This is a genomic window from Streptomyces sp. NPDC002690, assembly GCF_053592415.1.
Genome location: NZ_JBSFVR010000080.1, coordinates 1 through 25801 on the forward strand (window position 1 = coordinate 1; position 25801 = coordinate 25801).

The window sequence follows — 25801 nt, forward strand, 5'->3', positions numbered from 1 at the left end:
TAACGATCACGTCACCCGGACGGCCGCTTTTGCAGTGGCCGGAAACGCTTGTCCGCTTTTTCCTGTGGTCTGCCCTCACTGAGCGGTGGTGGTACGCAACCCGAGACGCTCCTTCTGATGCCTGTGGAGGATCTGCAGCATCGTGTCGAACTCGGTGTCACTCATCTTCTGGATGAGGTGCGCCGCCGCGAAGGATCCGTCGTCATAGGGGAACTGCCGCGTGACCCTCACCTTGAGCATGTCGCCCGAGGCGGAATCGCCGGCAGGATGGTCGGCGGGCAGAGGGTCGGGAACGCTCTCCCCCGGGGCCTCCTGCGTCGGATCGTCGTCGCTCGCCCCCTCCCCCGCCTCGGCCCCCGTGCCACGAGAGGAACTCCGCGTCTCAGACATCGGAGTGTCGGTCGGAGGAACCGCAGTCGGCTGCTGAACAGGCACCACCGAGTCCGTGCCCTCTGACTTCGTCAGATCATGCGAGTCCGGGAGACTGACCGTCTCCTTGCGATGCTCCGGTTCGCGGTGGTTGACTGCCGCGCTCTGCGGTTTCTGCGCATCCACTTCGGTCCGAGGCGGAACAACCACCCTTTCCGCGCTCGCGGACGGGGCCGCGAGCGGTACCAACGGGGTACGCCGCGCGGCTTCTTTGCGCGCCCGTTCAGCCTTGAGCTCTGCGAGAGCGGCTTGCTGGCTTTCCTGCGGTGCTTTTGCGACCGAGCGCAGAAGCTCTACGGGTTCTTCCCCCACAACCGCTTGGAGCTCAGGACTCAGGTTCAGCAGGGCGAGTCGCTGCGACACCCACCCCTGCGACTTGCGCAGCCGCTTGGCGAGCTTGACCTGAGAACCGTGCAGAGCGAGCAGCCGTTGGAGAGCACGTGCTTCGTCCAAGGGGTCCAGATCGCTGCGATGAATGTTGGCGACGAGGGCCGACTCGAGGATCGCATCCCCGTCACTTCCCTGGTCGTCGTCGACCATCACATTGAGCTGGCCCAAGCCTGCCTCACGGGCTGCTGCCAGCCGACTACTGCCGTCGACGACAACATGGGTGGTGTCGGGTTCGAGATCGTCGGCGCGAGAAGGATTGGCCTTCACATAGGCGTCACGGTTCATGACCGTGATGGCTTGCTTCTGGCCGTGTTCCTTGAGGCTGCCCGCGAGTTCGGTGAGGTCTCCGAGCGTGGTCCGGGGGTTCTCCGGGTTGAGGCTGATGCGGTTGACCGGAAGACGAGCAGGAGGAGCCACTCCGTCGGTCGGCACCCCGGTGGCTGCTCCGATGGCGGTACGGCGGGCACTCACCGGTCGGGCACCTCCTCCGAAACGCCCGTTCCCCAGCTGATCGGCCTTGCTCATGAGATCTCCCGAGCCAGTGCGCGCATGGCAATCGCCTGCTGAGACGCGGGGGCGTAACTCAGCAAGGGCTGCTTCATGCGGACTGCTTCCTTCTGTTCCTTGAGGTCGTTGATGAGGCCGACGACCTTCGGATCCTTTATGTCGATCCACCCCTGCAGGGACGACGTGGCGATGTATCCGCGTCGGCCGTCGTAGAGGTTGACGACGATGCCCAGATAGTCGATGGCAAGGGCCAGGTCGTTGCTGAGATCCTCTATCTGGTTGGTCAGCAGGTCATAGGCGTCGGCGGAACTGTCCTCGGCCTGGACGACGATCAGCGCTCCGGACTGACCAGGTCCTTCCGCCTCACGCCGACGCCCGTAGTAGGCGGCAGCGTCCATGCTCAGGCCGAGGCTGGGCGGACAGTCGATGATGATGACGTCGTAGTCGGCTTCGAGCGGCATCAAGGCCCGCTCCAGGGCCGCCTCACGAGCACGCACTGCGGACAGGCGGACGTCCAGGAGGAAGGCATCATGGCAGGCCGGCAACAGGTGCAGCCGCCCTGCGAAGTGGTCTTCGTCGACAGAGACGATCAGATCGCGAAGTTCGCCCTTCGGGTCGCCTGCCATGTGGTTGGTGAGACTGTCCCCGTTCATCGGCAGGGGAGCCGCGCCCAGTTGGTTGGTGAGGTGGCACTGAGGGTCGAAGTCGACCATGAGGACACGGAGTCCGTGCCCCGGAAGCTTCTCCACGTCGAGCGGGTCACTGAGGTTCTCCGCCGCAGTGTTCTGTGTGTCTTCCTCCCGGAGGGCGGTGGCGAGGGCCTTGGCGACACGTACCGGGAACAGCAGGTTGGGATCTTCCGACAGCGCCTCCCCCACCCCTGCGGTGATGGCGGTCTTGCCCACTCCCCCCTTCTGGTTGCAGACGACAATCCGACGGGTGATCTCGGGACGCTGGACATCAGGCGTCGGGTTGATGTCGAGCCAGAGCTGCACCGATTGGGCGAGACCCTGGATCAGGGAGACCCTCCGGTCTTCAGAGATCCGGCGGAACTCCTCCCACTGCCCCGGCGGCAGGAAGGTGGAGAAGGACTCCGCCCCACCCGTGTCGACGGAGGAAGCAGCAGAGGCGAGGTCGCACCAGGCAGCGATGCCCTGCTCCACTGCCGTCTGGATGTCGATTCCGAGTTGGGCGGTTCTGACCTTGAGGCTCTGACGGAGCCATCCCGGCAGTTTTGAGACGATTTTGGCCCGGTCGCTCGGGGAGGCTGGAGTACTCATGGCGCTACCTTACTAACGCTTTAGATCATCTTCTGCACCGACACGTTAGTTGTTGCTTCTGAGTGCTTGCTGAGGCTCCCTCACCTATTACGGCGTAATAGGTCACTGGGGTTCACATCTCCTTGCGGAGCAGCAATTTCGGCCTGCCCGTCGGCCCCGCGTACCTCGTTGACGACTGACCCGTCTCGCTGATGGTGAGCCGAGCCCAGTCGTTCTGAAGCATGGTCGACCGGCTCAGTCCACTCGGCCATGAGCTGAGACGTCTCGCTCTTCTGGCCCTCCGGTCCGACCGTTTCCCACCATCGAAATCGATGGGCACGCGGGTCGGGCGGAGTGGGGTGGGGTGGCTGACGGACGCGGAACGAGTCCTGGGCTGAGCGGGGCCACCCTGATGCGGCTGGACTTCGCCCCGGATGTGGTGGCGCCTGCCTCGCAGCCTTTCCGGCTGTCGTAGCGGTGCAGCGGACAGGGCCGCCGGATCAACCGCACGCCGGACCACTTCGTACGCTGCCGAGACGGCAAGACCACGGTGCGGGACCTGCGTCCGGTCGATGGAGCCGATCCCGAGGACGCCGAAGTTCGCAGCCGCAGCCGTGGCTTGCGGCCGTGTCGACTGGGGATACGGGCGTGTCAGGGTGCTGGAGCCAGCGCCCTGACACGCCCTGAAGGTGATCCCTCGGCGCAGGGTCGTCGAGCGGGCCTTCGGCTGGCCCTCCTTCTCAGAAATCCAGGTTGGCCGTGCTGACCGGCATCACTCCAAGGACAAGGTTCTCCATGGCCTCGGGCATACGGCCGAACCGGGCCAGCCAACTGGCCACGACGTACAGTTCACCTTGCTCGTCCAGTCCGAGGAACGCGTGCCCGTGGTCAAGTTCGCCCAGAGGGAAGAGGCTGCGGCGAATCTCCTCGCCCCACTCGCCGAAGCGGTCGTCCTCGCCCAGCGCAAGCAGCGGGTCGAGTTCGAACGCCTCCCGCGCTCTGGTGATCCCGGAACCACTACCGCCGACCGTCAGGCCGCCGAACTCGCGCAGGAAATCCTCGGCAGCGGCGTGAATGCGAAAGCCATCCGCTTCCAGCCTCTCCCGCCACACTGTCGTGTCGATGCTTCGCCCGGGATACCAGCCCGCACCACGCAGCACTGCGTCCGTCTCAGCCGACCAGACATGCTGTTCCTCAGCCTGCGCTGCTTGCCGCTCACGGATCAGGCGGGATGCGAACGCGATCGCCTCAACAGGGTCGTCCGTCTCGAAGGCGACACGCTCTCCCCGATCCGAACGACCCACTACCGAATATGTGCGCGGGCCGGCAAACATCGCTGGAAGCGGCTCATGGCCCCCCTCCTCCCAGCTGTCTGATGCCGACAGGCTGAGCTGCCGCATCGAGATCCACGGATACATCGCACTCAGCAACGGCTCACGCCTTGCTGCCTGAAGCAACAGCCACAGGGATGGCGAGGACTGCTCGTCCGCAGCCGATGGAGGACGGTTCGCCTCCAGGATCTCTGCCCATGCCTCCGTGTGACCGCGCCGTTTCTCGTCTTCAGATCCCATGCCCCGACGATGTGGCACTTTCGCCGGCCCGGTCAACAACGAAGGCTCCCGGGCCACCACCGCGCAGAGTCCGTGATCGCTTGGCTGAAGGAGGATCGTGCCGCTGCCTCAGTCACCCTGGGCCAGGGCTGGTCACCGCATACCTGCGGACCACCTCACCGAGGCAGGACCAAGGGTCCCTCGCCTATTACGGCGTAATAGGTCACCAGGTGCACGCGCCAGGCCGAAGCAGCAGATTCCGCCTGAGCGTCGGCCCCGCGTATCCTGACGACTCTCCTGATGAGCCCTGCAGTGGAGTTCTTGACGGGCCTCGTGCCAACCCGATCGCGCGGGTAGTTCTCCGCTCGGACCATCAAAGTTGGTGTCGCCATCAGACATCGCAACCTCCCTGAAGGGGCCGACAGTCGCGAACCGTCTGCACAGCCTGCTGATCCGGGCCCATCCGCCGCAGGAAGCGGGTACAGGGCTCCACGTCAGATCACCATGAACCCTGGCCGGGCCAGCCGGCCGGTTCTCAGCGACCTCGCCGCACACGGGGCAGTCCCGTTCATCGATCGCACCCATCACGACCGGATGACCGCAGAAGTCTCACGGCCGCCTGCGCTCGACTACAACTCCCGAACAGCCCCGTCTTGGCTCATGACTACCCCTGTCACCCAACCACCTCGACCACCTCGACCAAAACATTGGGATCGCGCCAGACCTGAAGCACGGTCACTTCGGGCAGGCACGTCCCCCGCAGTGGGGACCGCCGAATCCTAGGTGCTCTCGCTCACTCTGCGACAGGCTGGGATCGCCTGCCAGTCCCTCGTCGTAGTCCCCTGGACGGAAGAGGGTTCGCTGCTGGTCACCAACGAACCGACCCGTAAGACACCAGGGGGAGCCCGTCTGCCTCGGCGCATGTCCCGCGTGAGTCGATGGTGTCTACACCCGCACCTATTACGGCGTAATAGGTGCGCCATGTTCGGGCTCGTCATCCGTGCTACCGCCCATCGCCTGGAGAGCACCGCCCGGTCTCTCGTCCGACTGATCCCGAACGCGGGTGTCGTCGGACCGTCGCGCCGAGATAATCGATCGTGAACCAGGGCACGGTCATTTCCACGCCCACCGAGGTCGGTCTCGGGGGCATCGCAGAAGTGCGATCTTTCAGGTCCTGGGGCCAAGGGCTTTTCGTTTGGATCACGCCGGGCTCGCGTGCCGGGTGCCGCACCTCGCGGCGTTGTCGTCGGTCGCCGACGCTCCGCGTCCACTCCCCCTCCCCCTCCGCCTTGCGACGCACGGCACCCGACCCCTCTCTCTCGACCCGGCTTGATCCAGACGAAAGGCGCCAGCGGCGCAGAGGTGATCCCTGCGAACGACCCACTCCAGGGTCCGCATTGCGGACTGGGTGGGGGACCGGGTTGGAGGAGACGTACCTCGTTCCGGATGCGAAAGGTCGTGGCAGGGGGGCCGCGAGATGCCGACGGATGCGCAGGTTGAAGGCGCCGCGCCCGGGGGCTTGGTCCGCCGGCAGGACCCATACGATCTCGGCCGGCTCCCCTCGTGGGCGTGGGAGTGACCTCGGTCGGAGCACAGCAGATGTGGGGGAGTTTCAGCTTGTGGGTCAGCGTGGCCGTCTCGTCGAGGACAGAGGATCAGTTCCTCGCCGTGGAACCTGCCCGCACAGAGCTCCCGTACCAGACGGTGCAGCACCGAGTCGGCGCCGCGTCGACCTGGGGCATCGCGCCCTTGCCCACCGCTCGGCTCCCCCGGTGCCGGCCCGGTTCCGGAGCGGCTTCCGGCGGGGCCCGCTGCGGACGAACGGTGACCGGCGTTTCAACGGCCGTTGAGCTGCCCAGGTGGGTGGCGTTGGAGGGCCAGGCTGGTGGCCATCAGAAAGCCAGGCGTGTGGCCAGCGGTGTTCCCGGGGGTGGGTTCAGTTCAAGGGGACCACTCCCTTCCCGGCGAGGGCCTCGGCGAGGCGGTGCAAGTCGCCGGAGGTGCTCACGAGGTGAGCGTGGTGCATGAGGCGGTCGGTGCTCCCGCCCGCGAGGGTTTTCGGCATGATCGTGTCGAAGCCCGAGGGGTGAATGTTGCTGGTCACCGCGATGGAGCGACGCTCGTAGGCGGCATCGATGATCCGGTAGAACGCCTCGGCGGCGTCCTCGCCGACCGGCAGGAGGCCGATGTCGTCGATGACGATCAAATCGGCCCGGCAGATCCGGGCGACGGTGCGAACGGTGGACCCGTCGACCTTCGATTTGCCGATCGCGGCGCTCAGCGTCTCCAGAGTGAACCAGGAGACCCGCAGGTCCTTCTCGATCGCGGCCTGGGCGAGCCCCCCGGTGAAGTGGCTCTTGCCCGTCCCGGAGGGGCCGGCGATCACCAGGTTCTCGGCGCGTCCGATCCATTCCAGGGTGATCAGAGAGTTCTGGGTGGGTTCGGGGATGGGATGGTGGAGTCCTCGGCCCGCCAGGAGCCCAGAGTTTTGCCGGTGGGGAAGTTCGCCGAGTGGCGGCGAAGCCGCCGGGTGGCCGCGTCCCGGCCGCTGACCTCCTCGGCTATCAGCAGCCGCAGAACCTCCGCGGGGTCCCAGCGCTGGGCGCGGACGGTGGCCAGGACGTCCGGGGCCGCCCTGCGCATAAAGGGCAGGCGCATGCGGCGCATGAGCTTGTCGAGCTCCTCGGGCAGGGCTGGGGCCTGGGGAAGGCCATGGATGCAAATTCCTTCGTCGTTCGGGGACGGCGTAGATAGGCTCGACGAGTGATCGACATGCAGGTGCGTGGTGACAATGGTGATGTCCTGGCCCGGGCCGAGGGCGGGCTGCAGTGGACTTCGGCTTTCGGCGATCTGAACCCGGGGCTGTTCCCGATGCTCTGGGGCCTGATCCCCTACGGAGATGCGGTCTTCAACCATCGGCAGGTGTCGCTGCTGCGGGTGGAACTCGACCTGCTCCCGGCCGCATGCGGTGGTGAATGGGTCGGGCAGGCCCGCGAGTTGTGCCAGGTCGTCGAGCAGGGGTCACACCGGTATCTGTGGTTCGTCGGCGACTGACCGCGGGGTCGTGCGCCAACATTCTGGGAGTTGTCGCCTACTGCCCCAGGGCCTGCCAGCCGATGATTCCGTTCTGGACGGAGTGGGCTTCGTCCGCGCGGACGACCTCTCCGGCAGGCTTGCTGTCCGCGATGTGCCCCAGGATCGAGAGCAGGTCGTCGTCGGCGAAGCGTCCGGCCGTGGCCGCGAGCCCCAGAGCCTGGTCGACTCTGTCGTTGCCCAGGACGGTGGCCAGCCCGACCGCGCGGGCCATCTTGGCGCGGATACGGACCGCGTCGGCGGGCCCGGCCTCCTTGAGCCACCGGCCGGCTCCCGGGCCGATGCCCACGAATGCGATTTCTGCTTCCGAGCGCGGTTGCAGCCTCGGCTGGTGGATACTGCGGCCGTCGGGGTGGTCGGGGTAGTGCGCGTCGATGATCTGCGGAACACCCGGGGTCGAAAGCTGGTGGCGCCAGATTCCCGACAGGTCACCAGAGTTGGTGCGGGCGGTGATGGAGGGTTCTTCGCCGACCACCCGGCGCCACACCCTCACTCCGGTATAACCGGGCGGGGTCGAGTAGCGCACCGAGTTGAAGCTGATCGTGCGGTCCGAGCCGACGAGTCGTTCCTCGCCGAGCGCGAGTGCCAGCGGCTCGACGGGAAGGACGTGCAGCGTAGTGCGTTCGATGTTCGCGATGCGGACCGTGGCCTCCGCGCCGCCCTTCGATTCAGGGTCGTAGGGCACGCAGCTGACCACCTGGCAGCCGTAGTGCCGGCCGGCGGCGACCATCTGCGGATGCCGCACCGGGATCCCGGCGATGTGCTCGACGGTCACCGTCTTCGCTTTGTCGGTCAGGACGTAGGTCGGGGCCCCGCCGATCCGCCTGAGCGCGGTGTCCAGGCAGGCCACCAGCGTGCCCAACATGTATTCCCAGACCGGGATCACGACCCGGAACCGCGACCACGACAGCCATGCGCAGAACAGCCAGGTCCGCCGGCCGCCGATCCGCGGGCCCTCGCCCCAGTCGAACTGCAGCCACCGGCCCGGCTCGGGAATCCACGGCCGGTACGTCCGGCGCTTGCCCGCCTTCCACGCCGTCTTCGCCGCGTTCACCGCTCGCCTCGTCGAACGCTCACTGCCCCGATAGCCCATCTTCAACAGCTTCTCGTGGACCATGTCAGCACGGATCGTCGCTTTCGACTGCTCGACCCACTCCTCGACGTTTTCCAGGAACGCATCGATCATCTTCGGTCGCGGCTCTCGCTCATAAGGATTGCGCCCGCCAGGACGGGGAGGTCTCTTCAGATAAGGAAGCGATCAGGAACACCGCAGTTCAGACGGCCATACACCTGGAATTCCGGTGGCCATCAGCATTGGACTCAACTGGCCGCGCACCTGGACTTTGCCACGGCCGCCGTCACTGATCCAGGCCCATCCGCCGCAGGAAGCGGGTACAGGGCTCCACGTCAGATCACCATGAACCCTGGCCAGGCCAGTCGGCCGGTTCTCAGCAACCTCGCCGCACACGGGGCAGTCCCGTTCATCGATCGCACCCATCACGACCGGATGACCACGGAGGTCGCACGGCCGCATGCGCTCGACTACAACTCCCGAACAGCCCCGTCTTGGCTCATGACAACCCCTGCCACCCGACCACCTCGACCAAAACATTGGGATCGCGCCAGACCTGAAGCGCGGTCACTTCGGGCAGGCACGTCCCCCGCAGTGGGGACGGCCGAATCCGAGGTGCTCTCGCTCACTCTGCGACAGGCTGGGATCGCCTGCCAGTCCCCCGTCATAGTCCCCTGGAAGGAAGAGGGCTCGCCGCCGGTCAGCAACGAACCGACCCGTAAGACACCAGGGGCAATCCCCTCTGCCTCGGCGCCATGTTCCGCGTGAGTCGACCGTGTCTGCACCCGCACCTATTACGGCGTAATAGGTGCGCCATGTTCGGGCTCGTCATCCGTGCTACCGCCCATCGCCTGGAGAGCACCGCCCGGTCTCCCGTCCGACTGATCCCCGAAGTCCCTCCGCCGTGTCAAAGGACGCTTCTTCCTCCCAGCGGGCGGACGACTGAGGTGCCCGAGGTGGAGGACCTTGTTCCAGATGCGAAAGGCCGTGGCAGGGGGGACGGGCCGCGAGATGCCGACGGATGCGCAGGTTGGAGGCGTCGCGCCCGGCGGCTTCCTCCGTCGGCAAGACCGATACCATCTCGGCCGGCTCCCCTCGTGGGGCGTGGGGATGGCCTCGGTCGGAGCACAGCAGATGTGGGGGAGTTTCAGCTTGCGGGTCAGCGTGGCCGTCTCGTCGAGGACAGAGGATCAGTTCCTCGCCGTGGAACCTGCCCGGACAGAGCTCCCGTACCAGACGGTGCAGCACCGAGTCGGCGCCGCGTTGACCTGGGGCATCGCGCCCTTGCCCACCGCTCGGCTCCCCCGGTGCCGGCCCGGTTCCGGAGCGGCTTCCGGCGGGGCCCGCTGCGGACGAACGGTGACCGGCGACGGAGTGCTGTTCCGTGGCAGACCTGAGATTGACCTGTGCGCTCGGGGACACGGTCATCCAGTTCGATCTGACGGACGACCTGTGCCGAACCGGCTTCGAGTCGAGCGGGGTGGGCACCGTGCGGGCGATGCCCGTCATCTGCAGGGCTCCGTTCTTCATCCTTGGGGGAGTGCGGTTGCTCGGAGGGCTGGTTCACCCACAGCCATGACGTGCTTGAGAGCTGCGTGGCGCGCAGAAGACGGACGAGTTGCCCCAGGCACGGTCAGCCACATGCTGCCGCGTGGACCTGCGCTTCGCGGTCGGTGACTCGTCGGTGGGGGAGTGGAGGATTCAGAGTGCAGGCTCCGCAGAACACCAATGGTGGCCGACGGCCCGGGTGACCGAGGAGCGGCTGCGTCGTCCAGGCGCTGAACGGAGACCCCGAAGTCCACCGCGCTCTGGTCGGCCCCACTCGTTGTCATCGCGTCCACCCGCCCCTGGAGCTATTACGGCGTAATAGCTCCAGGGGTCGGCAGCGCCCTCCGTGTTCCACCGGCTGCCGATCAGCGGTGGCACGGTCCGGCCCGACAGACAGGAGTTTCGCTTCGCCTACGCGTGACGGGCAGGTACGGTCCGTCGGCCCTCACGCAGGAGCCCGCGATACTCCGGGTGGAGCGGTGGCGTTCAGTGTTGGTGAACAGGTCTGCGATGGTGATGTGCCATCACGACCGACGGGGCGTAGGGAAACATTCGACAATGCCGGTCATGGCAGATCGCAGTCCGGTGCTCCAGACCATCACCTCAGCCGCGCGAGACTGCCTGAAACCGCTCGGCCTGACCCAGCGCGGACGGTCACGGCTGTGGATTGATGATCACGGATGGTGGCTCGGGGTTGTGGAGTTCACCCCGCCGCGGATTGCCGGCAGCGGTCCGTACGTCGGTGCAGCCGTTGGACGGCGCGGTAGATCATCCCGAGCAGGCGCTGGACCGGGCGTCGGCTATGACCGGTGGCCAGCAGCCCCTGGACGGCGGCGTGCTCGGCGCGAGTTCGGCCGGTGAACCGGATGTCCGGTAGGCCATGGCGCCCCCTTCTCGTCCAGTGCCGCAACCTTCTCCGTGCCGGCTCGGCGAAAGAGGCGCGGAGACACGAGCGGTAGCGGGAAACACACCGCTCGGCCGCTTCGCCGAGGTTGCGCCACAGGTGGAACCGGTCAGCGACTTGGACCGCGGGGATCCCTATCTCTCTGGTCAAGCTGCCTGGGCGCCTGCGGGAGCCTCGGCAACAGCGTCAGTCGTCCGTGGCGCAGGAGCAATGCTCAGGACTTGTGGATCGGTTCCGGGAAAGCACGCGGCGGGCGTACCTTCCCGGATGATCCTGTGATGGTCATCGAGTAGGCCCGCGTTCGCAGCGCGGGGCGGAAAGGCACACTGTGCTCAGCGCAGTGAAAGCCGACCGTTTGACGGAGTCCGGTTCCCTGATGGACGAGATCGTCCGCGAGGGCGCCCCGCGGATGCCCGCCGCCGCGCTGGAGGCGGAAGGGACCGCCGCGTCGATGAGGCCACCGGCGAGCGCAGGCGGTTCTTCTCGAAGTCCTGGCCCCGTGGTGCCGCAAGTCGCCCAAGGTGAGCGAGGCGCTGCCGCTGCTTTACCTCCACGCCCCGTCGTCGGGGACTTCGTGCCGGCCCTTGAGCAGTTCCTCGGCTCGGCCGCCGGGCTGTCGCCAGCCACGGTCACCCGGCTGACGAAGCAGTGGGGCGACGACCACATGGCGTTCCGGGCCCGGGACCTGTCGGACGGCGGTTTCGTCTACGTCTGGGCCGACGGCCTACACCCCAAGGAGGTCTGCCTCGGCCAGGCCCACTCATGTGTGCTGGTCCTGCTCTGGGGCGACCGCACGGGACCAAGGAGCTGATCGCGCTCGCGGAGGGGCTGCGTGAGTCGACCAAGTCGTGGGCAGACCTGCCGCGGGACTGCCGGCGACACGGCATGCGCGACCCCGAACTCGTTGTCGGCGATGGTGCGGTTGGGCCGTGGCGGGCCCTCGCAGAGGTGTTCCCCGCAGCCCACCCGCAGGGGTGCTGGGTTCACAATCCGCAACGTCACGAATGCCTTGCCCGAAGTCCGACCAGCCCGGCGCGACCAAGGCGAAGAAGGAGATCTGCAACGCCGAGGCCCGCGCCCGCGCTGCGAAGACGGTCAAGGCATTCCTCCGCACCTACGGCGCCAGGTGGCCGAAGGCGGACGCGAAGATCACCGACGACGCCGAGGAACTCTTGGCGTTCCACGGCTTCCCGACCGAGCACTGGATCCACCTGCGGACCACGAACCCGATCGAGTCGACGTTCTCCACCGTCAAGCTGCGGACCAAGGCCACCCGTGACCCCGACAGCCCGGCCGCGGCCCAGGGGACTGTCTCCTTGAACTGTCCGTGAGATCGTCGTGCTCGTGATCGAGTCCTGGGTGATCAATGACGACAGCTCTGGGCCTGTGTCGTCCGAGACGGTGCTGGATGCCCTCCAAACGAAGATCGACAGCGGGCAGCTTGAGACGTGGCTGGCCAGTTCGTCCGGACGGATGCTGGCTTTCGTGACGAATACCCAGCGCGCCATGGTGATGCTGCTCGAAGAAGAGGGCGACCCCGGCGAGCATGCTGTGGACCCCGGAGCTGAGGGGTTGAGCGGCGGGTTCGCTCTCTCCAATGGGCAGGACGACGAGTATCCGGACGAGGACACCATCCCCATCCACAAGGCGTTCCGGCTCGTGGAGCACATCGTTGGCACGGGCTCTTGGCCTGCGGACGCGCGTTGGGTGGTCGATCGCTGAGCGGGCTACCACCGAGCCCAAATCAGGATGGCAGCGAGGTGCGGTGCGGCCCGGTAGGCCATCGCGAGCTTGTCCGTTCGCATGGCCAGGCCGCGCCACTGCTTGAGCCGGTTGATGCATCGCTCGACCGTGTTGCGCTCCTTGTATGCCTCGGCGTCGAAGGCTGGTGGTCGGCCGCCGGCACTGCCCCGCCACAGCCGGTGGCCGACTTGGTCGGACGGCAGGCCCGGGACCACTTCGCGTCCGCAGCCGTTCCTGTCCCCGAGGCGGTCGCCAGGGGAGTCGTGCGCCTGACCGACGAGCGCCGCCTCGACGTCCCCGTTGTACTTGTCTGTCCCGAGTTCACCCCCACCCAGGCCGAGGAGTGGATCGCCGCCGGTGAGAGTCCTGAGCTCGCCCGCGTTACTCACCTTGAGTACGTGGACCTCGACTCGGGCCACTGGCCGATGGCCACCCGCCCCCGCGAACTCGCTCGAGTCCTGGCAAAGGCTGCCAACTCCTAGCGGCGCCGGGTTGGCTGGTCAGGCCGAGGTCGGTAGTGGTCTCCCGCCCCAGCGGAGGCCCTTCTCGCTGCGGATGCGGGCACGCTCCTTGCGTTCGGCGGCCAGGACGCCGCGGTGGCGGGCGTTGACGTTACGCCATCTCAGGTAGGCGTGCAGAGCCCGGGTCTGCGCTGTGTGGTTGAGCAGGCCCAGAAACCGATGTCGCTGGTGATCACGGCTGCGCAGCGCGGAGATTCCCCGCAGTTCCAGGTCGTCCTGGGCCGCATCCGGGTGCCCCGGCTCGGCCCGGGACGGCCGCGCACCCGGCCGGACAAGGTCCGCGCCGACAAGGCGTACGGCTCCCGCGCGAATCGCGCCTACCTGCGCAAACGCAAGATCTGCTGCACGATCCCGGAGAAGCGCGACCAGATCGCCAAACGCAAGAAGCGCGGCTCCCGCGGTGGCCGGCCGCCGAAGTTCGACAAGGACGACTACAAGGAGCGGCACGCGGTGGAGTGTGGGATCAATCGCCTCAAGCGTCACCGCGCGGTCGCCACGAGATACGACAAGCTCGCCGTCCGCTATGAGGCGACCGTACTGGTCGCGGCCATCAACGAGTGGCTCTGATAGGACCGTCGGCCCTCATGCCGGAACGGCGCCGGGCATGATGGACACCATGACCACGCCGAGCGCCGACTGGATCACTGTCACCGCCTACGAGAACCTGCCGGGCTGCCTCCGGCCCATGGCGGCCGTTCGCGCTTGACTGCGTGATCGGGGTATCGACTGGATGCCCTTCCACCAGACTGAGGTCTGTTGGGATCTGGCCTGTGGTGTCGGTGCCGACGGTCGGTGGCACGGCTGGTTCGACGTCCACATCAACGCCGACGCTCTGCGACGCCATGGACTGCACCCCGACCAGCCGACCGCCCGGGTCGCAGCCTCCTCTCCGCCCGGCTGGTGGCATGCTGCAGCCGAGCGTCACGCTCGTTGGTGATCCACTTCCGAAACAGGCCCTAGCTGACCACCGACCTGCTGCTCAACGGTCGCCCGCGATCAGCGGGAGCCGACCCAGAAGACCGGTCATACCAGTCCTCGTTGCCCGGAGCCGTGAAGGGCATCGGCAGGGCGGTTCCACAGACGACCCCGCAGTCATACGCCCGCATCACTTCCCAGAAATTCTCCAAGTGTTCATGCAGCCCTCGCTTCATCGCTCGCCCGGGCAGGGTCCGCAGCCTGCAGAACCCAGAGCAGTGCGTCCATTTCGCGGCGTACCTCGCCGAAGCGGCTGCAGCGCGCCAACGTGAACGAGGCCTGCTCGGACACAGAGGGGACTCACCAATGCTGAGCGGACAGGCAGCCAGAGCCACCAGGGTGTGCACGGGCGAGAGAGACCTGTCGTCCGCTGAAGGACACACCGCAGATCTTCCGGTCACAGTCGCGTCAGACCCCTGGAGCTGGAGACCTTGATCAAAGGTATCCCAAAAAAACAACACGCACGGAGTCGCTGCGCGGAGACGGAACATGTCACCGCAGTCAGAAATGTATCAAGACTGCCACGAGAAACGTTGCAACCATCTCAGCCCTGGTCCCAGCTGGTTCGGCACCTGCGTTCCCTGCGTTCTGGCGTCCCTGCAGCCACGGAAGGTCCCTTGCGCGTCAGGCCACCCGATCCCCGAACAGGGCCTGGAGCCGGCGCCCAGGGACCGTTGCGCCTTCGGTCCCTGCATCGTGCGCCCTTGCATTTGCGCAGGTCAGAGCATTCTTACCACGCACGGAAGGGACTGGAGGGACCGAAGAACGCCATTATGACGCAGTCATGGAGAGAGGTATTCGTGTACGCGCGCATGTACCTCCCTATTTCTGTACGGCTCATAATGGTGAAGTTCAGTCCCTCCAGTCCCTCACAGTGAAGGCCAATGGCCTCTGACCTGCGGATATGCTGCTTTCCAGTACCGGGACCCAACGGATGTCCGGCCCCTTCGCTCCGGTCCCTGGACCCTTGCACGCCTCCGCCTCTGCCGAAGACAGGTCTTTCGGGGTCCGACCCACGGCCCCTGTGCCGATCAGTCCCTCCGGCCCCCTAGGGTGTGAGAGGTTGCCCTATGGAGGGACCCAAGGGACCCATTCAACCGAAGGAAAACCAGACACTGGCCGGATCGGCCGACATTCTTCGACGTGAGCCGTACACTCTCTTCACACAGAGTCCCTTCGGTCCCTGACGAGGACACACCTTCGCCGTCAGGTGTGTGAAGTGATGACCGGGCAGACGGAAGTGACAAGGACGATTCCCGTGCCACGCCATGGTGAGAATCACGAGAGAGCAGCGAGTGTCCTCCCTGGGCCGCCGCTCGCCGTTGCACGCTGGTGTGCTGCCCGGGGATGGCCGGTCCACCCTCTCGCTGCCGGCCGGAAGACTCCTGTGCGCAACTGCCCGGCCTGCACGGGCTCCAGACACGATCCGGCGAGATGTCCCTGTCTTCCCGCAGGACGTCCCTGTCACGGCTTCCATGCCGCCACGACCGATCCCGCTCTCGTCGACCGATGGTGGGCCGGTGCCAGGTCACTCGGAGTGGGAGTGGCCTGCGGTCCGGCGGATCTCGTCGTCATCGACATCGATGCACACCAGGCCCCCGTCCCCGACCGAGGACGCCTCCTGCCGGGTATTCCAATTCCGCAAGGCGTGAAGCTGGACGGTCTGGCGTCGGGTTTCGACACCCTTGCTCTGCTGGCGGCATACCGACGAGAAACCTCCCCGGCTCAGGACGACAGCACACTGCGCGTACGCACCCCCTCGGGTGGCCTCCATGTCTGGTACCTGAACCCGGAACCGTCCACTCGGTACAGGTGTTCGACAGGCTCTGCCCGGCACACAGCTCTCGCCTGGCAGGTCGATGTCCGCGCTGACGGCGGCTACATCGTCGCTCCCGGGACCCGCACCGCGCAGGGCACCTATCGCGCCGAGGGCCCGGCCCGACGGCCGGCTGCGCTACCGGAATGGCTGCGCAGCGAACTGAGCCGTACGGGACATGTCGTAGAGCCGCCGAAGCCCGCACCCGTGTCTCTGCCCGCCCGGATTCCGCGCACCGTCTCCCGCTCCTCCGCCCGGCCCCGGGCGGCCTCGGCCGAGCACCTCCTGGGGCCGCTGATCGAGGTGGTCGCCCAATGCTCGGCCGCTCCGGAGGGCACCGGCTTCTCGGAGAAGCTCAACAGGGCCGCCTACACCGCCGGTGGACTGGTCGGAGGGGGTCACCTCGACCACGACACCGTTCGCGACCGTCTCGTCCGGGTGGCCTGTCATGCCCGCCCACGGCAGCAGCCCCGGAACGAAAAAATCGTCGACGACGCCCTTGCCGTAGGGTCCGTTCGCCCTCTCCATCTCGAAGGACGTCCATGAGCAGCAGCGCCGAAGGCTCGCCGCTTTTCGACCCCCACGCCGCGGCTCAGCAGATGCTCGACCTGGAGTCTGCCGCGCTGGAGGAGGGCCCGAACCGTGTTCCGGTCCAGGGCTCCGCCGGCGTGCCCGGGAGACAGTCCGCGGGCGCCACCTTCTCGCCGGCGCCGATGCTCCCTCCTTCGCTTTCCGACCGGGGCAACGCACGTCTCTTCGTAGGGCAGTACAGCGACCAGTTCCGTCATGTGGAGGGCCTGGGGTGGTTCGCCTGGGACGGGTACCGCTGGAAGCGCGGGGGAGGGGAGAAGGCGGCGCTGTGGGCTGCCGGGGAGATGGCCGAGGACTTGCCGGTGTCGGACCCGCGCGGAGTGTTCAGTGACCGGGAGTTGGTGCACCACAGGCGGCGCACGTTGTCCACGACGGGGCTGAAGGCGCTGCTGACCCAGGCGAAGGCGTCGCCGGACATCTCCGTGGATCCCGACAGGCTCGACGGGGACCCGTACGCGCTGTGCACGCCGGTGGGCGTGGTCGATCTCCGCAGTGGGCAGCTGCGCAAGCCCGACCCGACCCGTGACTTCCACTCCCGCGCCACCACGGTCGCTCCTCAGGACATGGAGACGCCTCGCTGGCACCGCTTCCTCACCGACACCTTCGGTGGCGACGACGAGGGCCGGGAGATGATCGACTTCCTCCATCTGATGCTCGGCTACTCGATCACGGGTGACGTGGGAGCTCAGGTTCTGCCGTTTCTGCACGGTGAGGGGAAGAACGGCAAGTCCGTACTGCTCGACATCATGATCCAGATCCTCGGGGACTACGCCGACGCGGCGCCGCCAGGGTTCCTGATGGACCGTGGAGCCTTCTCGGAGCACTCCACCGAACTGACCGAGCTGCACGGCCGCCGCCTGATCGTGTGCAGCGAGCTGAAGCCGAACGACAAATTCGACGAAGCCCGCGTCCGGCTCCTGACCGGCGGCGACAAGATCAAGGCCCGTCGGATGAGGCAGGACTATTTCTCGTTCACTCCCACCCACCACCTGTGGCTGCTGGGCAACCACCGTCCCGAAGTCTCCACCGGTGGCTTCGCGTTCTGGCGGCGCATCCGTCTGCTTCCCTTCACCCGGACGGTTCCGGCGCACCGCAGGATCGACAACCTCGCCTTCGAACTGGTGCGGGACGAGGGGCCGGGAATCCTTCACTGGCTCGTCGAAGGCGCGCAGCGTTACCTCCGTACGCGCGACCCCCTGGAGGGCCCCGACAGGGTCCGCATGGCCACGACGGCCTACGCCACCACCGAGGACCACATCGGCCGTTTCCTGGCCGAGTGCTGCACGCGCGACGCGGAGTCCGGCAAGGACCTCAGAGCCGAACAGGGCCTGCTCTACTCGGAGTACAGCTCGTGGTGCCACGCAGGTGAGGGGATCCGCCCGGCCACGCCGCGGGCGTTCGCCAACCGCGCCCGTCAGGAGGTGGGTGTCGCCTCACCGAACGACATGATCAAGTCGAATGGCCGGAAATACTATCCGGGTATCGCGCTGCTGTCGCACTCGTGATGTCCTGTGTCCGCTTCTGGCTTCACCGGACGACCTACACCGTTGTCGCCGGGTGCGCTCTACGATGGTGAACAGGCCCCCGTGCGGTGGCCCCTGCGGAGCGGGGCGCCACGCAGCGTCGAGCGGCCCTGAGCAAGACGGACCGACGCCCCGCCATGTCCTGTGCCGGGGAACACGCCGATGAAGGAGAGGCTGCAGCCATGAGTTCGCTGTTGACCGAGAGCGACCTCATCCACGAGGCCGAGGTGGTATGGCTGGAGAATCTCGAAGGGCTGGACTACGTCCGCCAGGCACTGGACAAGACCAGGCGGCGCAACACCAAGCCACCCTACGCACGCGACGGACGCATGGTGGGATACGCCTTGCTGGACGAGGACGCGTCACCCGATCCCGACAGCGGCCTCTACAAGCGCCGGGTGTTCTTCCTGCTGCCCCACGACCGTGACAGCCTTCCGGACGGCCTGTACCGCGAGGGCGCCCCGGGGGAGGCGGTCGACCCCCGGACCGTCGCACCGAGGAAGCGGGGCGCCAAGACTCCTAGGTCCCAGTCGTCCGTCGCCGTCGCCACGTCGGCCTCCTGAGGCCCGCCTCCGCATGGGCTGTGCGGACTGTGCGGAGGTGTCCGCCCCCGCTTTCGGCCACCCGCTCCGGAAGGGGCCGGACAGCATCGCTTCACCAGGACGAAGGCGAGTTCTCACGGGGCTCCGTGCGCGTCGCCCCGGACCGGGGCGACGCGCACGAGGAGCACCGGACGTGCTACGCCCGAGTGCTGTGCGGCACCGCGGTGCCGAGGACGAAGTCGCGCACCGCGTCCGCGAAGAGTCGCGGTTCCTCGACGTGCCCCATGTGACCGCTGTTCTCCAGGACCAGCAGCCGTGAGTCGGGGATCAGCTCGTCCAGTTCGACACCCCAGCGCATCCCGCAGATCACATCGTGCCGTCCCACGACCACCAGAGCGGGAACCGTCAGACCCTTGAGTGCGACCCGGTCGTCGATGACGTCGGGGTTGCCGTCCTCGTCCAGACCCGAGATGTACGTGGCCCGGACCGCGTCCCGGAACGCCGAGAACCGCTCCTCGTCACCCCAGTAGTCCGCGAAGTAGGACGGCAGCACCCCCTTGGCAACCGCCTCGGTCTGCGCGTCGTCCGACATACCGGACATCGCGCCGAACGCGGCCAGCACTCCGGCCAGTCCCGGCTGGTCCGCGTGCTTCGCGGCGAACGCCTCCACCATCCGCGCCGCCTCAGCCCCGTGCTCGGCGCCGGTGACGGGGGCGCCCTCGTACAGCACGATCCCCGCCAGCTGCCGGGGGCGGCGAGCGGCGTGATGGGCGGTCACGAACGCGCCGTGCGAGTGTCCCAGCAGGTGGACCGAGGGAACCCCGAGCCTGTTGATGAGGATCTCCAGGAAGCTGCTGTACCGCTCCCTGGTGTAACCGTGCGGGTGCGAGGGGAGGCGGCTGTCAGCCGCGGTGCCGATGGGCTCGACGTACACCATGGTCAGGTGCTCCTCGAGGCCGGGCATACGCATGTACGCCCAGTCGATGCCCGGCCCGCCGGAGTGGGCCACACAGACCGGGCCGCTGCCGTACACGTGGTAGCGCTGGACGAGACCGCCCAGCCGATAGGTGTGGGTGCCGGGTGAGAGCGGGTCGGTGTCGGGTGCGGAGTCAACGCTCGGCGTGATCGAGGTGTTCACGGGGACCTCCATGCGGTGGACGGGTATGTGACACCGACATGACTGGGGCAGGGGGCGGGAAGTTCGATCGACGTGGTGTGTTCTGGATCACTCGGCGGCGGCTGCCGCGGTGCCGGGGACTCAGGCCGCCGCTCGGGACGGTTCGGCCGGGCGGCGGGAGTGGTACAGGGAGATGCGGTCGAAGCGGCCACCGTCGAGGGACATGATCCACGCGACGGCCGGGGGACAGTGGTCCGGGTCGTCGGCCGGGTTGATCAGTTCCATCTCCCAGACGACCAGAGACCGGGCGGCCACGACGTGGACGGGACGCTGGCGTACGCCGGCCGAGAGATCGCCGTCCATGCCGGACAGCAGTAGATCGGCACCGCCCAGCCGCTGCCCACCCGCCAGCAGCGAGACCTCGCGGGAGTAGCGGTCCCGGACCACCTTCCCGAACTCACCGCGCTCGGCCGCCGCGAGCGTCTCGCGTGCCTCGTGCCAGCTCGCCTCGGTGCGGCGCCGCATGTCCGCGTGCGCCGCGGCCGCGGTGGCGGTGAGGGCCCGGGCCAGCACCGTGCGGGCCTGGCTCAATCGGCTGCGGACGGTGCCGACCGGCACCGCGCACGCCTCGGCGATCTGCTGATAGGAGGTGATCCCGGTCGAGAAGTACCGGAGCACGACCGGAAGGCGGAGCGCCGGGGACAGCGAGTCGACCGCCTCCCAGACCCAGTCCCGCAACGCGTGGGTCCCCAGCACCTGCTCGGGGCCCGCGTCGTCCCGCATCCGCGGTACGTCCGCGACCGGTTCCACTCGCCGGGATTCCCGCAGGAGGGTGCGGCAGGCGTTGCGGACGACCATGCGCAGCCAGGGGCCCACGGACTCCGGGTCCCGGACGTCCACGATCCGCCGGAGCGCGACCAGGGCGGCGTCCTGCAAGACGTCGTCCGCGTCCGGGCCGGGCCCCAGCAGGCTGAGCGCCACCGCCCGCATTCCTGGCCGGTGCCGCTCCAACAGCAGGGACAAGGCCGACACGTCCCCCGACTGCGCGGCGCGTGTCAGTGCCACGTCCTCCGCCAGCCCCATGTCCTCCGGTATCCCGCTCATCCCAGACCCTCCCAGCGAGACACCTATCTCATGGATGAGCCTAACGCTCCGTATGACAGGCATGTGTCGGGGCGACCACCGGGGGGACGACGAGCGGCGGGTCCGGCGCCGGGCGGGTGACCACGGGTCGGGGGTTGAGGAACATCGGAACGAAAACCGGCGCTAAGCTCTCCCCGCTCTCCGGAGCCCGTTGACCTGCGGTTCCGTGGTGGTTGAACCTTCGGAAGTCATGTTGATCAACTGCCTGGAGGTCCGGGGTGCCGGTCGAGTTTCTGACGGATGAGCAGGCCGCGGGGTACGCGCCGTTCCGAGGGACGCCGGCCCGCGCGGAGCTGGAGCTTTCTTCTTCTTGGACGACGCGGACCGGGAATTGGTGGAGTCGAAGCGGCGCTCGCACAACCGGCTGGGCTTCGCGGCCCAGCTGACGACGGTGCGCTACCTCGGGTGTTCCTGGACGACCCGACCGGCGTGCCGGTGGAGGTCGCGGACTACCTGGCCGAGCAGCTGGACATCGAGGACGCCTCAGTGCTGAAGGCGTACGGCGAGCGGGAGAACACCCCCTCGCTCGGCCTGCAGGCCGACGCCGCCGAGCACCTGGCCGCCCGGGTCGCGCTGCTGGACGGCACCTACCGGGAGGTCGCCGCCCGGCTCTCGCCGTTCGTGCGGCACCACGTCAACATGTTCGGCCGGTACAGCTTCCTGCTGCCCGAGATGCCGGGCGGGCTGCGGCCCCTGCGCGACCCTGATCGGGCCGAGTAGGAGCTGGCGTTTGTCTCTCCTTCGCGATGATGGAGCAATGAATGGCGTAGTGGGCACTGTCGGGCCGGTGACCGCAGTGTCGGCCCAGTTGACGAGCGTTGCCTTGGGTTCCCGTCGGCCCCGCCTGCGGAGCTCAGGGCGGGGCCACGGGCTCAGGCGCGACTATGGGAAGCTCGTTCAGTTCGATTCCGCATGTTGCCGATGGGAGCCAGTCCTGAAGACCTTTGAGGAACTGTCCACGACGCTTGTCTCCTCGGGGGTCACTCTGCTCGCCATCGAGCAAACGGTGACCTCCTGCCCGCCCGAGGCGGCTTGTGCAACGTCATGTGGCCCGTGGGACGGGCGCGTCGACATCGTTGTCGAATACGACAGTCCCAATCCTCTCCAGGAGGTCGACGACGCCTGGTTTGAGCTTGCATCGCGATTCGGGTTGTTCGGAGAGAGCGGGGAGTTCCTCCTCCTGGTCAATCTGCACGACGATCCATACGACAGTGACCTCTCCTGGGCACGTGTTCGGCTTCAGGAGAACTGGACCGTCGCCGGGTCCAACAGCGCCACCATCAACGGGCCCGCGAGAGACGGACTCGCCACGATGTCACCGTCTGGGGACGTCATCATCGTCGGGACGACCAACCAGGAGGACATGTCGGTCTTGGCGGTGCCGCGTCCTCACCGGGCTTCAGCGATTCGGAAGTTTGCCCAATTCATGCTCAGGGACGGCGAACTCACGGCGGATGAGGCCGAGAACGTCAAGAGGTGGCTTGCACGGGACTGACCCCCACGGAGGCTCAGCCCGCACGAGCTTCCAGTACCTGGTCCTATTGGCCGCTTCGGGGAACTACGTGCGCTCAAACCGCTCGCGGCCGCCCGGACACGCAGGCATTTGACCCGACCGGGCAGGGATGCGCTGCAACGGCTCAGCGTCGGCTGTCCCCGGGCGCGAGGAGGCTGGTGACCTCGGCGATGGCCTCGGCGGACGGCTTGAAGTACCGGCGGACGTTCTCCACCTTCTTGTGCCGGGACTTGGCCATCAGCATCAGCTCGGACGCGCCGCGCTCGCCGAGGTGGGTCAGGGAGGAGTGCCGGTACTCGTGCAGGTCCCAGCCGGTGCCCGGGCCGACCAGCGCGGTGTGCTGGTCGAGCAGCGCGGTGTGCTGGTCGAGCAGCGCGCGTGCCTGGCCGTAGGAGAGGCGGGCCAGGCCGGTGTCCGGGCAGACGTCCCGGGCGGAGAGCACCTTGCCGGGGCCGGGGCGGCGATGGGTGACGAACACCGGCCCACGGGTGCGGCCCTTGAGCAGGCGGGGCAACAGCCGGGCGGTGCCCGCGTCCCAGAACACCGTCTCCAGCACGTAGTCGGCGCGAGTCGCGCCGCGCCGGCGCACCTTCGGCTGGGCGCCCTTCGACTTCACCGGGCAGCGGCGCCCAGCCAGGTCCAGCTCCTCGATGTTGACGTCCAGGATCTCCTCCGAGCGGGCGCACGTCTCGTAGAGCATCCGCCACAGGGTCTTCTCCCGCAGATGGACGTCGCGGCGGGCGATCAGCCGGTCGATCTCCATCTTCGAGCGCACCGGGGTGTCGGAGTCCGGCGACGGCAACCGCTTCGCCCAGGCCGGCACCTTCGGCCCCTCGTAGCCCCGCTCGGCGCACCAGCTCGCCCAGGACAGCACCGCGCCCCGGCGGGCGTTCCAGGTGTTCACCGCCGAGCTGCCCCACAGCAGCTCCAGCACCTCGCCGATCTCGTCGTCTGCCACCGCGGCGAGCGGCCGGCCCTCGCCGACCCGCTCGGCGGTCTTCCCGACGGCGATGCCGTAGTTCCGCACCGTGTTCGGGTTGGCGAGCGAGTCGAGGAAGACGTCGGCCGCCGTCCGGACCGTCAGCGCCTTCCTGGTAGGCAGCAGCAGGACCGCGGGCACCGTCTCTCCCTTGCCACAGATAACGGGGTCGCTTCATGCGGAGCGCGGAAGACGTCCCCGCAGGTCGCACTCAGTGATACCGCAGGTAATAGGGCGTTATCTGTGGGAAGACTTCACCACTGCCCCGGCGCGCCGACGACCCGTCAGCCGCCCACCAGCAGCGATCGAGGCTTAGCGCCGGTTTTCGTTCCGATGTTCCTCAACCCACGGGTCGGCAGGGTGGTTCGGCGGACGGCTGAAGAGATCCTCGCGGGGAGTCCTGGACGCGCCGCAGGCACCCGGCCGGCGCGAGAGGAGCGGTCGCCCTCACACCGGGGAAGGGTATGAGGACGGCCGCTCCGTACCTGCGGCCGGGCCAGCCAGTGAACATCCCCGCCGCAGGAGCTCTCTCTGAGGCAACGGGGCTCCGCCCGGGGAGGGTTCACGAGTTCGACGAGAAGTTGTCCGCGGCGCGCGCCCCACCTTCCGACCGACGGGACCGGCCACCGGACCACGCCCGGCCGCACTCGACCGTGCAGGCCGGAGCGACCAGAGCGACTGACGTGGTCAAAGTGTCCGACGATGCCAAAGCGACCAAAGCGACCAAAGGTGCCAGAGTGACTGCCGCGACCGGAGTGCGGAGACCGGACCGGTGACGCAGCTCCTTCGGATGCCGTGGGCGGGGCGCAATCAGTCGGACCGCGCCTCCCGGCCACACAGCAGGCCCGCGGTGGCGAGCCCCCAGTCGACTCCGGCCAGCTCCTGGCCGGCGGGCACGAGCTGGTAGGTGTACTCCAGCCACTCCGCCAGCGGGGGTACGGGCAGCTCGAACAGGGCAGCCATGTCGCCGGACGCGAGCTTGAGCCACGCGGTCGGCCGCTCTTCCAGGTTCGACGGCCAGACCTGGACGTCGCCGAAGCCACTGATCGAGTACAGACCCTGCTGGAGAAGGTCCCGGCCGATGCGCCACAGGACCCGTGGTCCGTTCTCGACCAGCAGTTCCACGGACACGACCAAGGGGGACTCCGGATCGAACCGGAAGTCCGCCCGGAGCGTCTGCCGGGCGGAGACGGCCAACACACGCTCGATGTCCAGGCTGAGCCGGGAGCTGCGGTGCGGCGCCGCCGGGTCGGCCTGTACACCTGAATGGTTGCCGCTCATGACGGATGGTCCTCCCTGTGGCGGATGCTGACGTGATCCACTCTTGCCGCTGCGAGACCGTCGCTCATAGGTAACTTGACCGACTGCGATGACTTGCTTCGTGGCCTTCGTGGCCCTGCGAGGTCGCTATGTGGACCCATGTCCGTTTTGGTGTCCCCGGGCTGTGCTCCGGGCCTCTGGAGGCGGCCGGAGCCGCGCGCTTCCGCTGTCCGACATTCAGTCATTCGACTGTGGCCCCTGACCTCCGCCCGAAGCATCCTGAACGAGTCGCCCGCTGTTCGTGCCGGGCGGTCGCCATGCTCGGAGGATCCAGCCGTGAACCGTACTCCCGTCGTCTTCATCCATGGCACGTGGCTGCACGCGCTCTCATGGGAGTCGTGGGCGGAGCGTTTCGCCAGCAGAGGATTTCTCGCGCTCGCCCCCGGATGGCCCGGGGAAGCCGAGGTCGCCGGGGAGACCAGGGCCGCCGCGGGAGCGCTCGGCGGCATCGGTCTGGACATGCTGCTGGAGCATTACACCGCGATCGTGCGTTCGTTCGACATTCCGCCGGTGATCGTCGGCCACTCGGTCGGAGGCCTCATCGCCCAGCACCTCATCAGCGCCGACATCGGCCGGGCGGCGGTGGCCATCGCACCCGCTCCGGTCAACGGCATACCGCTGACCGGAGCCCGCCCCCGGCTGTGGACCCCCGGCCTGGAGGCACCGGCCGACGATGTGGTGCCCCTGTCACCGGAGCACTTCCACCGCTTCTTCGCGAACACCGTCACCGCCGAGGAGTCCGACCGGCTCTTCGAGCGGTACGTCGTCCCGGCACCGCGCCGGCTGCTCACCGACATCGGATGCCTGGGCACGGTCCGCGATCCGCGGGCCACGGCGGACACGGACAACACGCGACGTGGTCCGCTGTTGCTGATCTCCGGTCAGGAGGACCGGCTGGTCCCCGACGCCGTGACCCGCGCCGTCTACAAGCAGTACGGCGACAGCACGGCGGTGACCGACCTCAAGCAGTTCGCCGACCGCGCGCACTCACTGACCGTCGACAACGGATGGCGCTTCGTCGCGGACTACGTGCTCGCCTGGCTCGACGAGCACGGCATCCGCGCGATGCACGACGAACGCTGAGCCGCCCCGGCGCGCCGCCCGACGATCCCCGGGCGCCCCCGCCCCGCCGTGGCACCGGGTCACACCCGCTGCTCCCCGGTGATCTTGCCCAGTGCGTCGCGGAGGGCGGCGCGGGAGGTGATGCCGAGTTTGGGGAAGACGCGGTAGAGGTGGGAGCTGACGGTGCGGGGGGAGAGGTGCATG

General features: G+C 67.7%; 16 protein-coding genes and 8 pseudogenes. 12 read left to right on the top strand and 12 right to left on the bottom strand.

Features of this window, described 5'->3' with window-relative positions; genetic code table 11:
- Nucleotides 1-75 precede the first annotated feature (75 nt).
- From ACWD3D_RS13200 to ACWD3D_RS13215, 4 genes and pseudogenes are all read right to left on the bottom strand, one after another.
- On the bottom strand, nucleotides 76-1344 hold the full coding sequence (locus tag ACWD3D_RS13200; protein ID WP_451460992.1) for a ParB/RepB/Spo0J family partition protein: 1269 nt from the start codon (nucleotides 1342-1344) through the stop codon (nucleotides 76-78).
- Nucleotides 1341-2606, bottom strand: coding sequence for a ParA family protein (locus ACWD3D_RS13205; RefSeq protein ID WP_451460993.1), 1266 nt, complete (start codon nucleotides 2604-2606; stop codon nucleotides 1341-1343). Before ACWD3D_RS13205 ends, ACWD3D_RS13200 begins: the two co-directional genes overlap by 4 nt.
- Before the next feature lie 719 nt (nucleotides 2607-3325).
- The gene (locus tag ACWD3D_RS13210; protein WP_451460994.1) at nucleotides 3326-4156 is read right to left on the bottom strand and encodes an SUKH-3 domain-containing protein; all 831 of its coding nucleotides are present in this window, start codon (nucleotides 4154-4156) and stop codon (nucleotides 3326-3328) included.
- A 1915-nt stretch (nucleotides 4157-6071) separates the two neighbouring features.
- Nucleotides 6072-6859, bottom strand: a pseudogene (locus ACWD3D_RS13215) (ATP-binding protein).
- 48 nt (nucleotides 6860-6907) lie between these two features.
- Here ACWD3D_RS13215 and ACWD3D_RS13220 point away from each other — a divergent pair.
- On the top strand, nucleotides 6908-7189 hold the full coding sequence (locus ACWD3D_RS13220; RefSeq protein ID WP_451461005.1) for a hypothetical protein: 282 nt from the start codon (nucleotides 6908-6910) through the stop codon (nucleotides 7187-7189).
- Between the two features lie 37 nt (nucleotides 7190-7226).
- On the opposite strand, the gene ACWD3D_RS13225 is transcribed toward ACWD3D_RS13220, so the two are convergent.
- Nucleotides 7227-8414 carry an IS21 family transposase gene (locus ACWD3D_RS13225; RefSeq protein WP_451460995.1) on the bottom strand — a complete coding sequence of 396 codons (1188 nt, stop codon included), beginning with the start codon at nucleotides 8412-8414 and terminating at the stop codon, nucleotides 7227-7229.
- 2666 nt (nucleotides 8415-11080) lie between these two features.
- On the opposite strand from ACWD3D_RS13225, the pseudogene ACWD3D_RS13230 reads away from it, so the two are divergent.
- Nucleotides 11081-12065: pseudogene (locus tag ACWD3D_RS13230) on the top strand (IS256 family transposase); the annotation flags it as partial.
- A gap of 31 nt (nucleotides 12066-12096) precedes the next feature.
- Complete coding sequence (locus tag ACWD3D_RS13235; protein WP_451460996.1) at nucleotides 12097-12474, top strand: hypothetical protein; 378 nt, start codon at nucleotides 12097-12099, stop codon at nucleotides 12472-12474.
- Between the two features lie 5 nt (nucleotides 12475-12479).
- Here ACWD3D_RS13235 and ACWD3D_RS13240 read toward each other — a convergent pair.
- Nucleotides 12480-12698, bottom strand: a pseudogene (locus ACWD3D_RS13240) (IS5/IS1182 family transposase); the annotation flags it as partial.
- On the opposite strand from ACWD3D_RS13240, the pseudogene ACWD3D_RS13245 reads away from it, so the two are divergent.
- A pseudogene (locus ACWD3D_RS13245) lies at nucleotides 12696-12977 on the top strand (alpha/beta fold hydrolase); the annotation flags it as partial. The pseudogenes ACWD3D_RS13240 and ACWD3D_RS13245 sit on opposite strands and share 3 nt — an antisense overlap.
- An 18-nt stretch (nucleotides 12978-12995) precedes the next feature.
- Here ACWD3D_RS13245 and ACWD3D_RS13250 read toward each other — a convergent pair.
- Nucleotides 12996-13157: pseudogene (locus ACWD3D_RS13250) on the bottom strand (IS630 family transposase); the annotation flags it as partial.
- On the opposite strand from ACWD3D_RS13250, the pseudogene ACWD3D_RS13255 reads away from it, so the two are divergent.
- From ACWD3D_RS13255 to ACWD3D_RS13275, 5 genes and pseudogenes are all read left to right on the top strand, one after another.
- Nucleotides 13158-13583 (top strand): annotated as a pseudogene (locus ACWD3D_RS13255) (transposase); the annotation flags it as partial.
- A 1630-nt stretch (nucleotides 13584-15213) separates the two neighbouring features.
- A pseudogene (locus ACWD3D_RS13260) lies at nucleotides 15214-15897 on the top strand (bifunctional DNA primase/polymerase); the annotation flags it as partial.
- Nucleotides 15898-16014: 117 nt separating this feature from the next.
- Entirely contained in the window at nucleotides 16015-16353 is a 339-nt protein-coding gene (locus tag ACWD3D_RS13265) for a hypothetical protein (protein ID WP_451461007.1), read from the top strand.
- Nucleotides 16350-17903 carry a DNA primase family protein gene (locus tag ACWD3D_RS13270; protein ID WP_451460997.1) on the top strand — a complete coding sequence of 518 codons (1554 nt, stop codon included), beginning with the start codon at nucleotides 16350-16352 and terminating at the stop codon, nucleotides 17901-17903. The genes ACWD3D_RS13265 and ACWD3D_RS13270 overlap by 4 nt, the downstream gene beginning before the upstream one ends.
- A 200-nt stretch (nucleotides 17904-18103) precedes the next feature.
- Nucleotides 18104-18484: a DUF6009 family protein gene (locus ACWD3D_RS13275; RefSeq protein ID WP_451460998.1), complete on the top strand. Its 381-nt coding sequence runs from the start codon at nucleotides 18104-18106 to the stop codon at nucleotides 18482-18484.
- Between the two features lie 175 nt (nucleotides 18485-18659).
- On the opposite strand, the gene ACWD3D_RS13280 is transcribed toward ACWD3D_RS13275, so the two are convergent.
- Together ACWD3D_RS13280 and ACWD3D_RS13285 are read right to left on the bottom strand one after the other, a co-directional pair.
- On the bottom strand, nucleotides 18660-19613 hold the full coding sequence (locus tag ACWD3D_RS13280) for an alpha/beta fold hydrolase (protein WP_451460999.1): 954 nt from the start codon (nucleotides 19611-19613) through the stop codon (nucleotides 18660-18662).
- 108 nt (nucleotides 19614-19721) lie between these two features.
- Complete coding sequence (locus ACWD3D_RS13285) at nucleotides 19722-20684, bottom strand: RNA polymerase sigma factor (RefSeq protein WP_451461000.1); 963 nt, start codon at nucleotides 20682-20684, stop codon at nucleotides 19722-19724.
- Between the two features lie 257 nt (nucleotides 20685-20941).
- On the opposite strand from ACWD3D_RS13285, the pseudogene ACWD3D_RS13290 reads away from it, so the two are divergent.
- Together ACWD3D_RS13290 and ACWD3D_RS13295 are read left to right on the top strand one after the other, a co-directional pair.
- Nucleotides 20942-21242, top strand: a pseudogene (locus ACWD3D_RS13290) (DUF4158 domain-containing protein); the annotation flags it as partial.
- Between the two features lie 238 nt (nucleotides 21243-21480).
- Nucleotides 21481-22218 carry a hypothetical protein gene (locus ACWD3D_RS13295; RefSeq protein WP_451461001.1) on the top strand — a complete coding sequence of 246 codons (738 nt, stop codon included), beginning with the start codon at nucleotides 21481-21483 and terminating at the stop codon, nucleotides 22216-22218.
- Between the two features lie 142 nt (nucleotides 22219-22360).
- Here ACWD3D_RS13295 and ACWD3D_RS13300 read toward each other — a convergent pair whose 3' ends face one another.
- Entirely contained in the window at nucleotides 22361-23356 is a 996-nt protein-coding gene (locus ACWD3D_RS13300) for a site-specific integrase (protein ID WP_451461002.1), read from the bottom strand.
- A 669-nt stretch (nucleotides 23357-24025) separates the two neighbouring features.
- The gene (locus ACWD3D_RS13305; protein ID WP_451461003.1) at nucleotides 24026-24496 is read right to left on the bottom strand and encodes an SsgA family sporulation/cell division regulator; all 471 of its coding nucleotides are present in this window, start codon (nucleotides 24494-24496) and stop codon (nucleotides 24026-24028) included.
- Between the two features lie 315 nt (nucleotides 24497-24811).
- On the opposite strand from ACWD3D_RS13305, the gene ACWD3D_RS13310 reads away from it, so the two are divergent.
- Nucleotides 24812-25618: an alpha/beta hydrolase gene (locus ACWD3D_RS13310; RefSeq protein WP_451461004.1), complete on the top strand. Its 807-nt coding sequence runs from the start codon at nucleotides 24812-24814 to the stop codon at nucleotides 25616-25618.
- A 59-nt stretch (nucleotides 25619-25677) separates the two neighbouring features.
- Here the strand turns inward: ACWD3D_RS13310 and ACWD3D_RS13315 are convergent.
- A partial coding sequence (locus ACWD3D_RS13315; RefSeq protein WP_451461006.1) for a LuxR C-terminal-related transcriptional regulator occupies nucleotides 25678-25801 on the bottom strand: 124 nt, incomplete at its 5' end.

Coding starts and splice junctions, on each gene's coding strand:
- ACWD3D_RS13200 (WP_451460992.1), bottom strand. CDS start 1,344: ATGAGCAAGGCCGATCAGCTGGGGAACGGGCGTTTCGGAGGAGGTGCC.
- ACWD3D_RS13205 (WP_451460993.1), bottom strand. CDS start 2,606: ATGAGTACTCCAGCCTCCCCGAGCGACCGGGCCAAAATCGTCTCAAAA.
- ACWD3D_RS13210 (WP_451460994.1), bottom strand. CDS start 4,156: ATGGGATCTGAAGACGAGAAACGGCGCGGTCACACGGAGGCATGGGCA.
- ACWD3D_RS13220 (WP_451461005.1), top strand. CDS start 6,908: ATGCAGGTGCGTGGTGACAATGGTGATGTCCTGGCCCGGGCCGAGGGC.
- ACWD3D_RS13225 (WP_451460995.1), bottom strand. CDS start 8,414: ATGATCGATGCGTTCCTGGAAAACGTCGAGGAGTGGGTCGAGCAGTCG.
- ACWD3D_RS13270 (WP_451460997.1), top strand. CDS start 16,350: ATGAGCAGCAGCGCCGAAGGCTCGCCGCTTTTCGACCCCCACGCCGCG.
- ACWD3D_RS13275 (WP_451460998.1), top strand. CDS start 18,104: ATGAGTTCGCTGTTGACCGAGAGCGACCTCATCCACGAGGCCGAGGTG.
- ACWD3D_RS13280 (WP_451460999.1), bottom strand. CDS start 19,613: ATGGAGGTCCCCGTGAACACCTCGATCACGCCGAGCGTTGACTCCGCA.
- ACWD3D_RS13285 (WP_451461000.1), bottom strand. CDS start 20,684: ATGAGCGGGATACCGGAGGACATGGGGCTGGCGGAGGACGTGGCACTG.
- ACWD3D_RS13295 (WP_451461001.1), top strand. CDS start 21,481: ATGAATGGCGTAGTGGGCACTGTCGGGCCGGTGACCGCAGTGTCGGCC.
- ACWD3D_RS13305 (WP_451461003.1), bottom strand. CDS start 24,496: ATGAGCGGCAACCATTCAGGTGTACAGGCCGACCCGGCGGCGCCGCAC.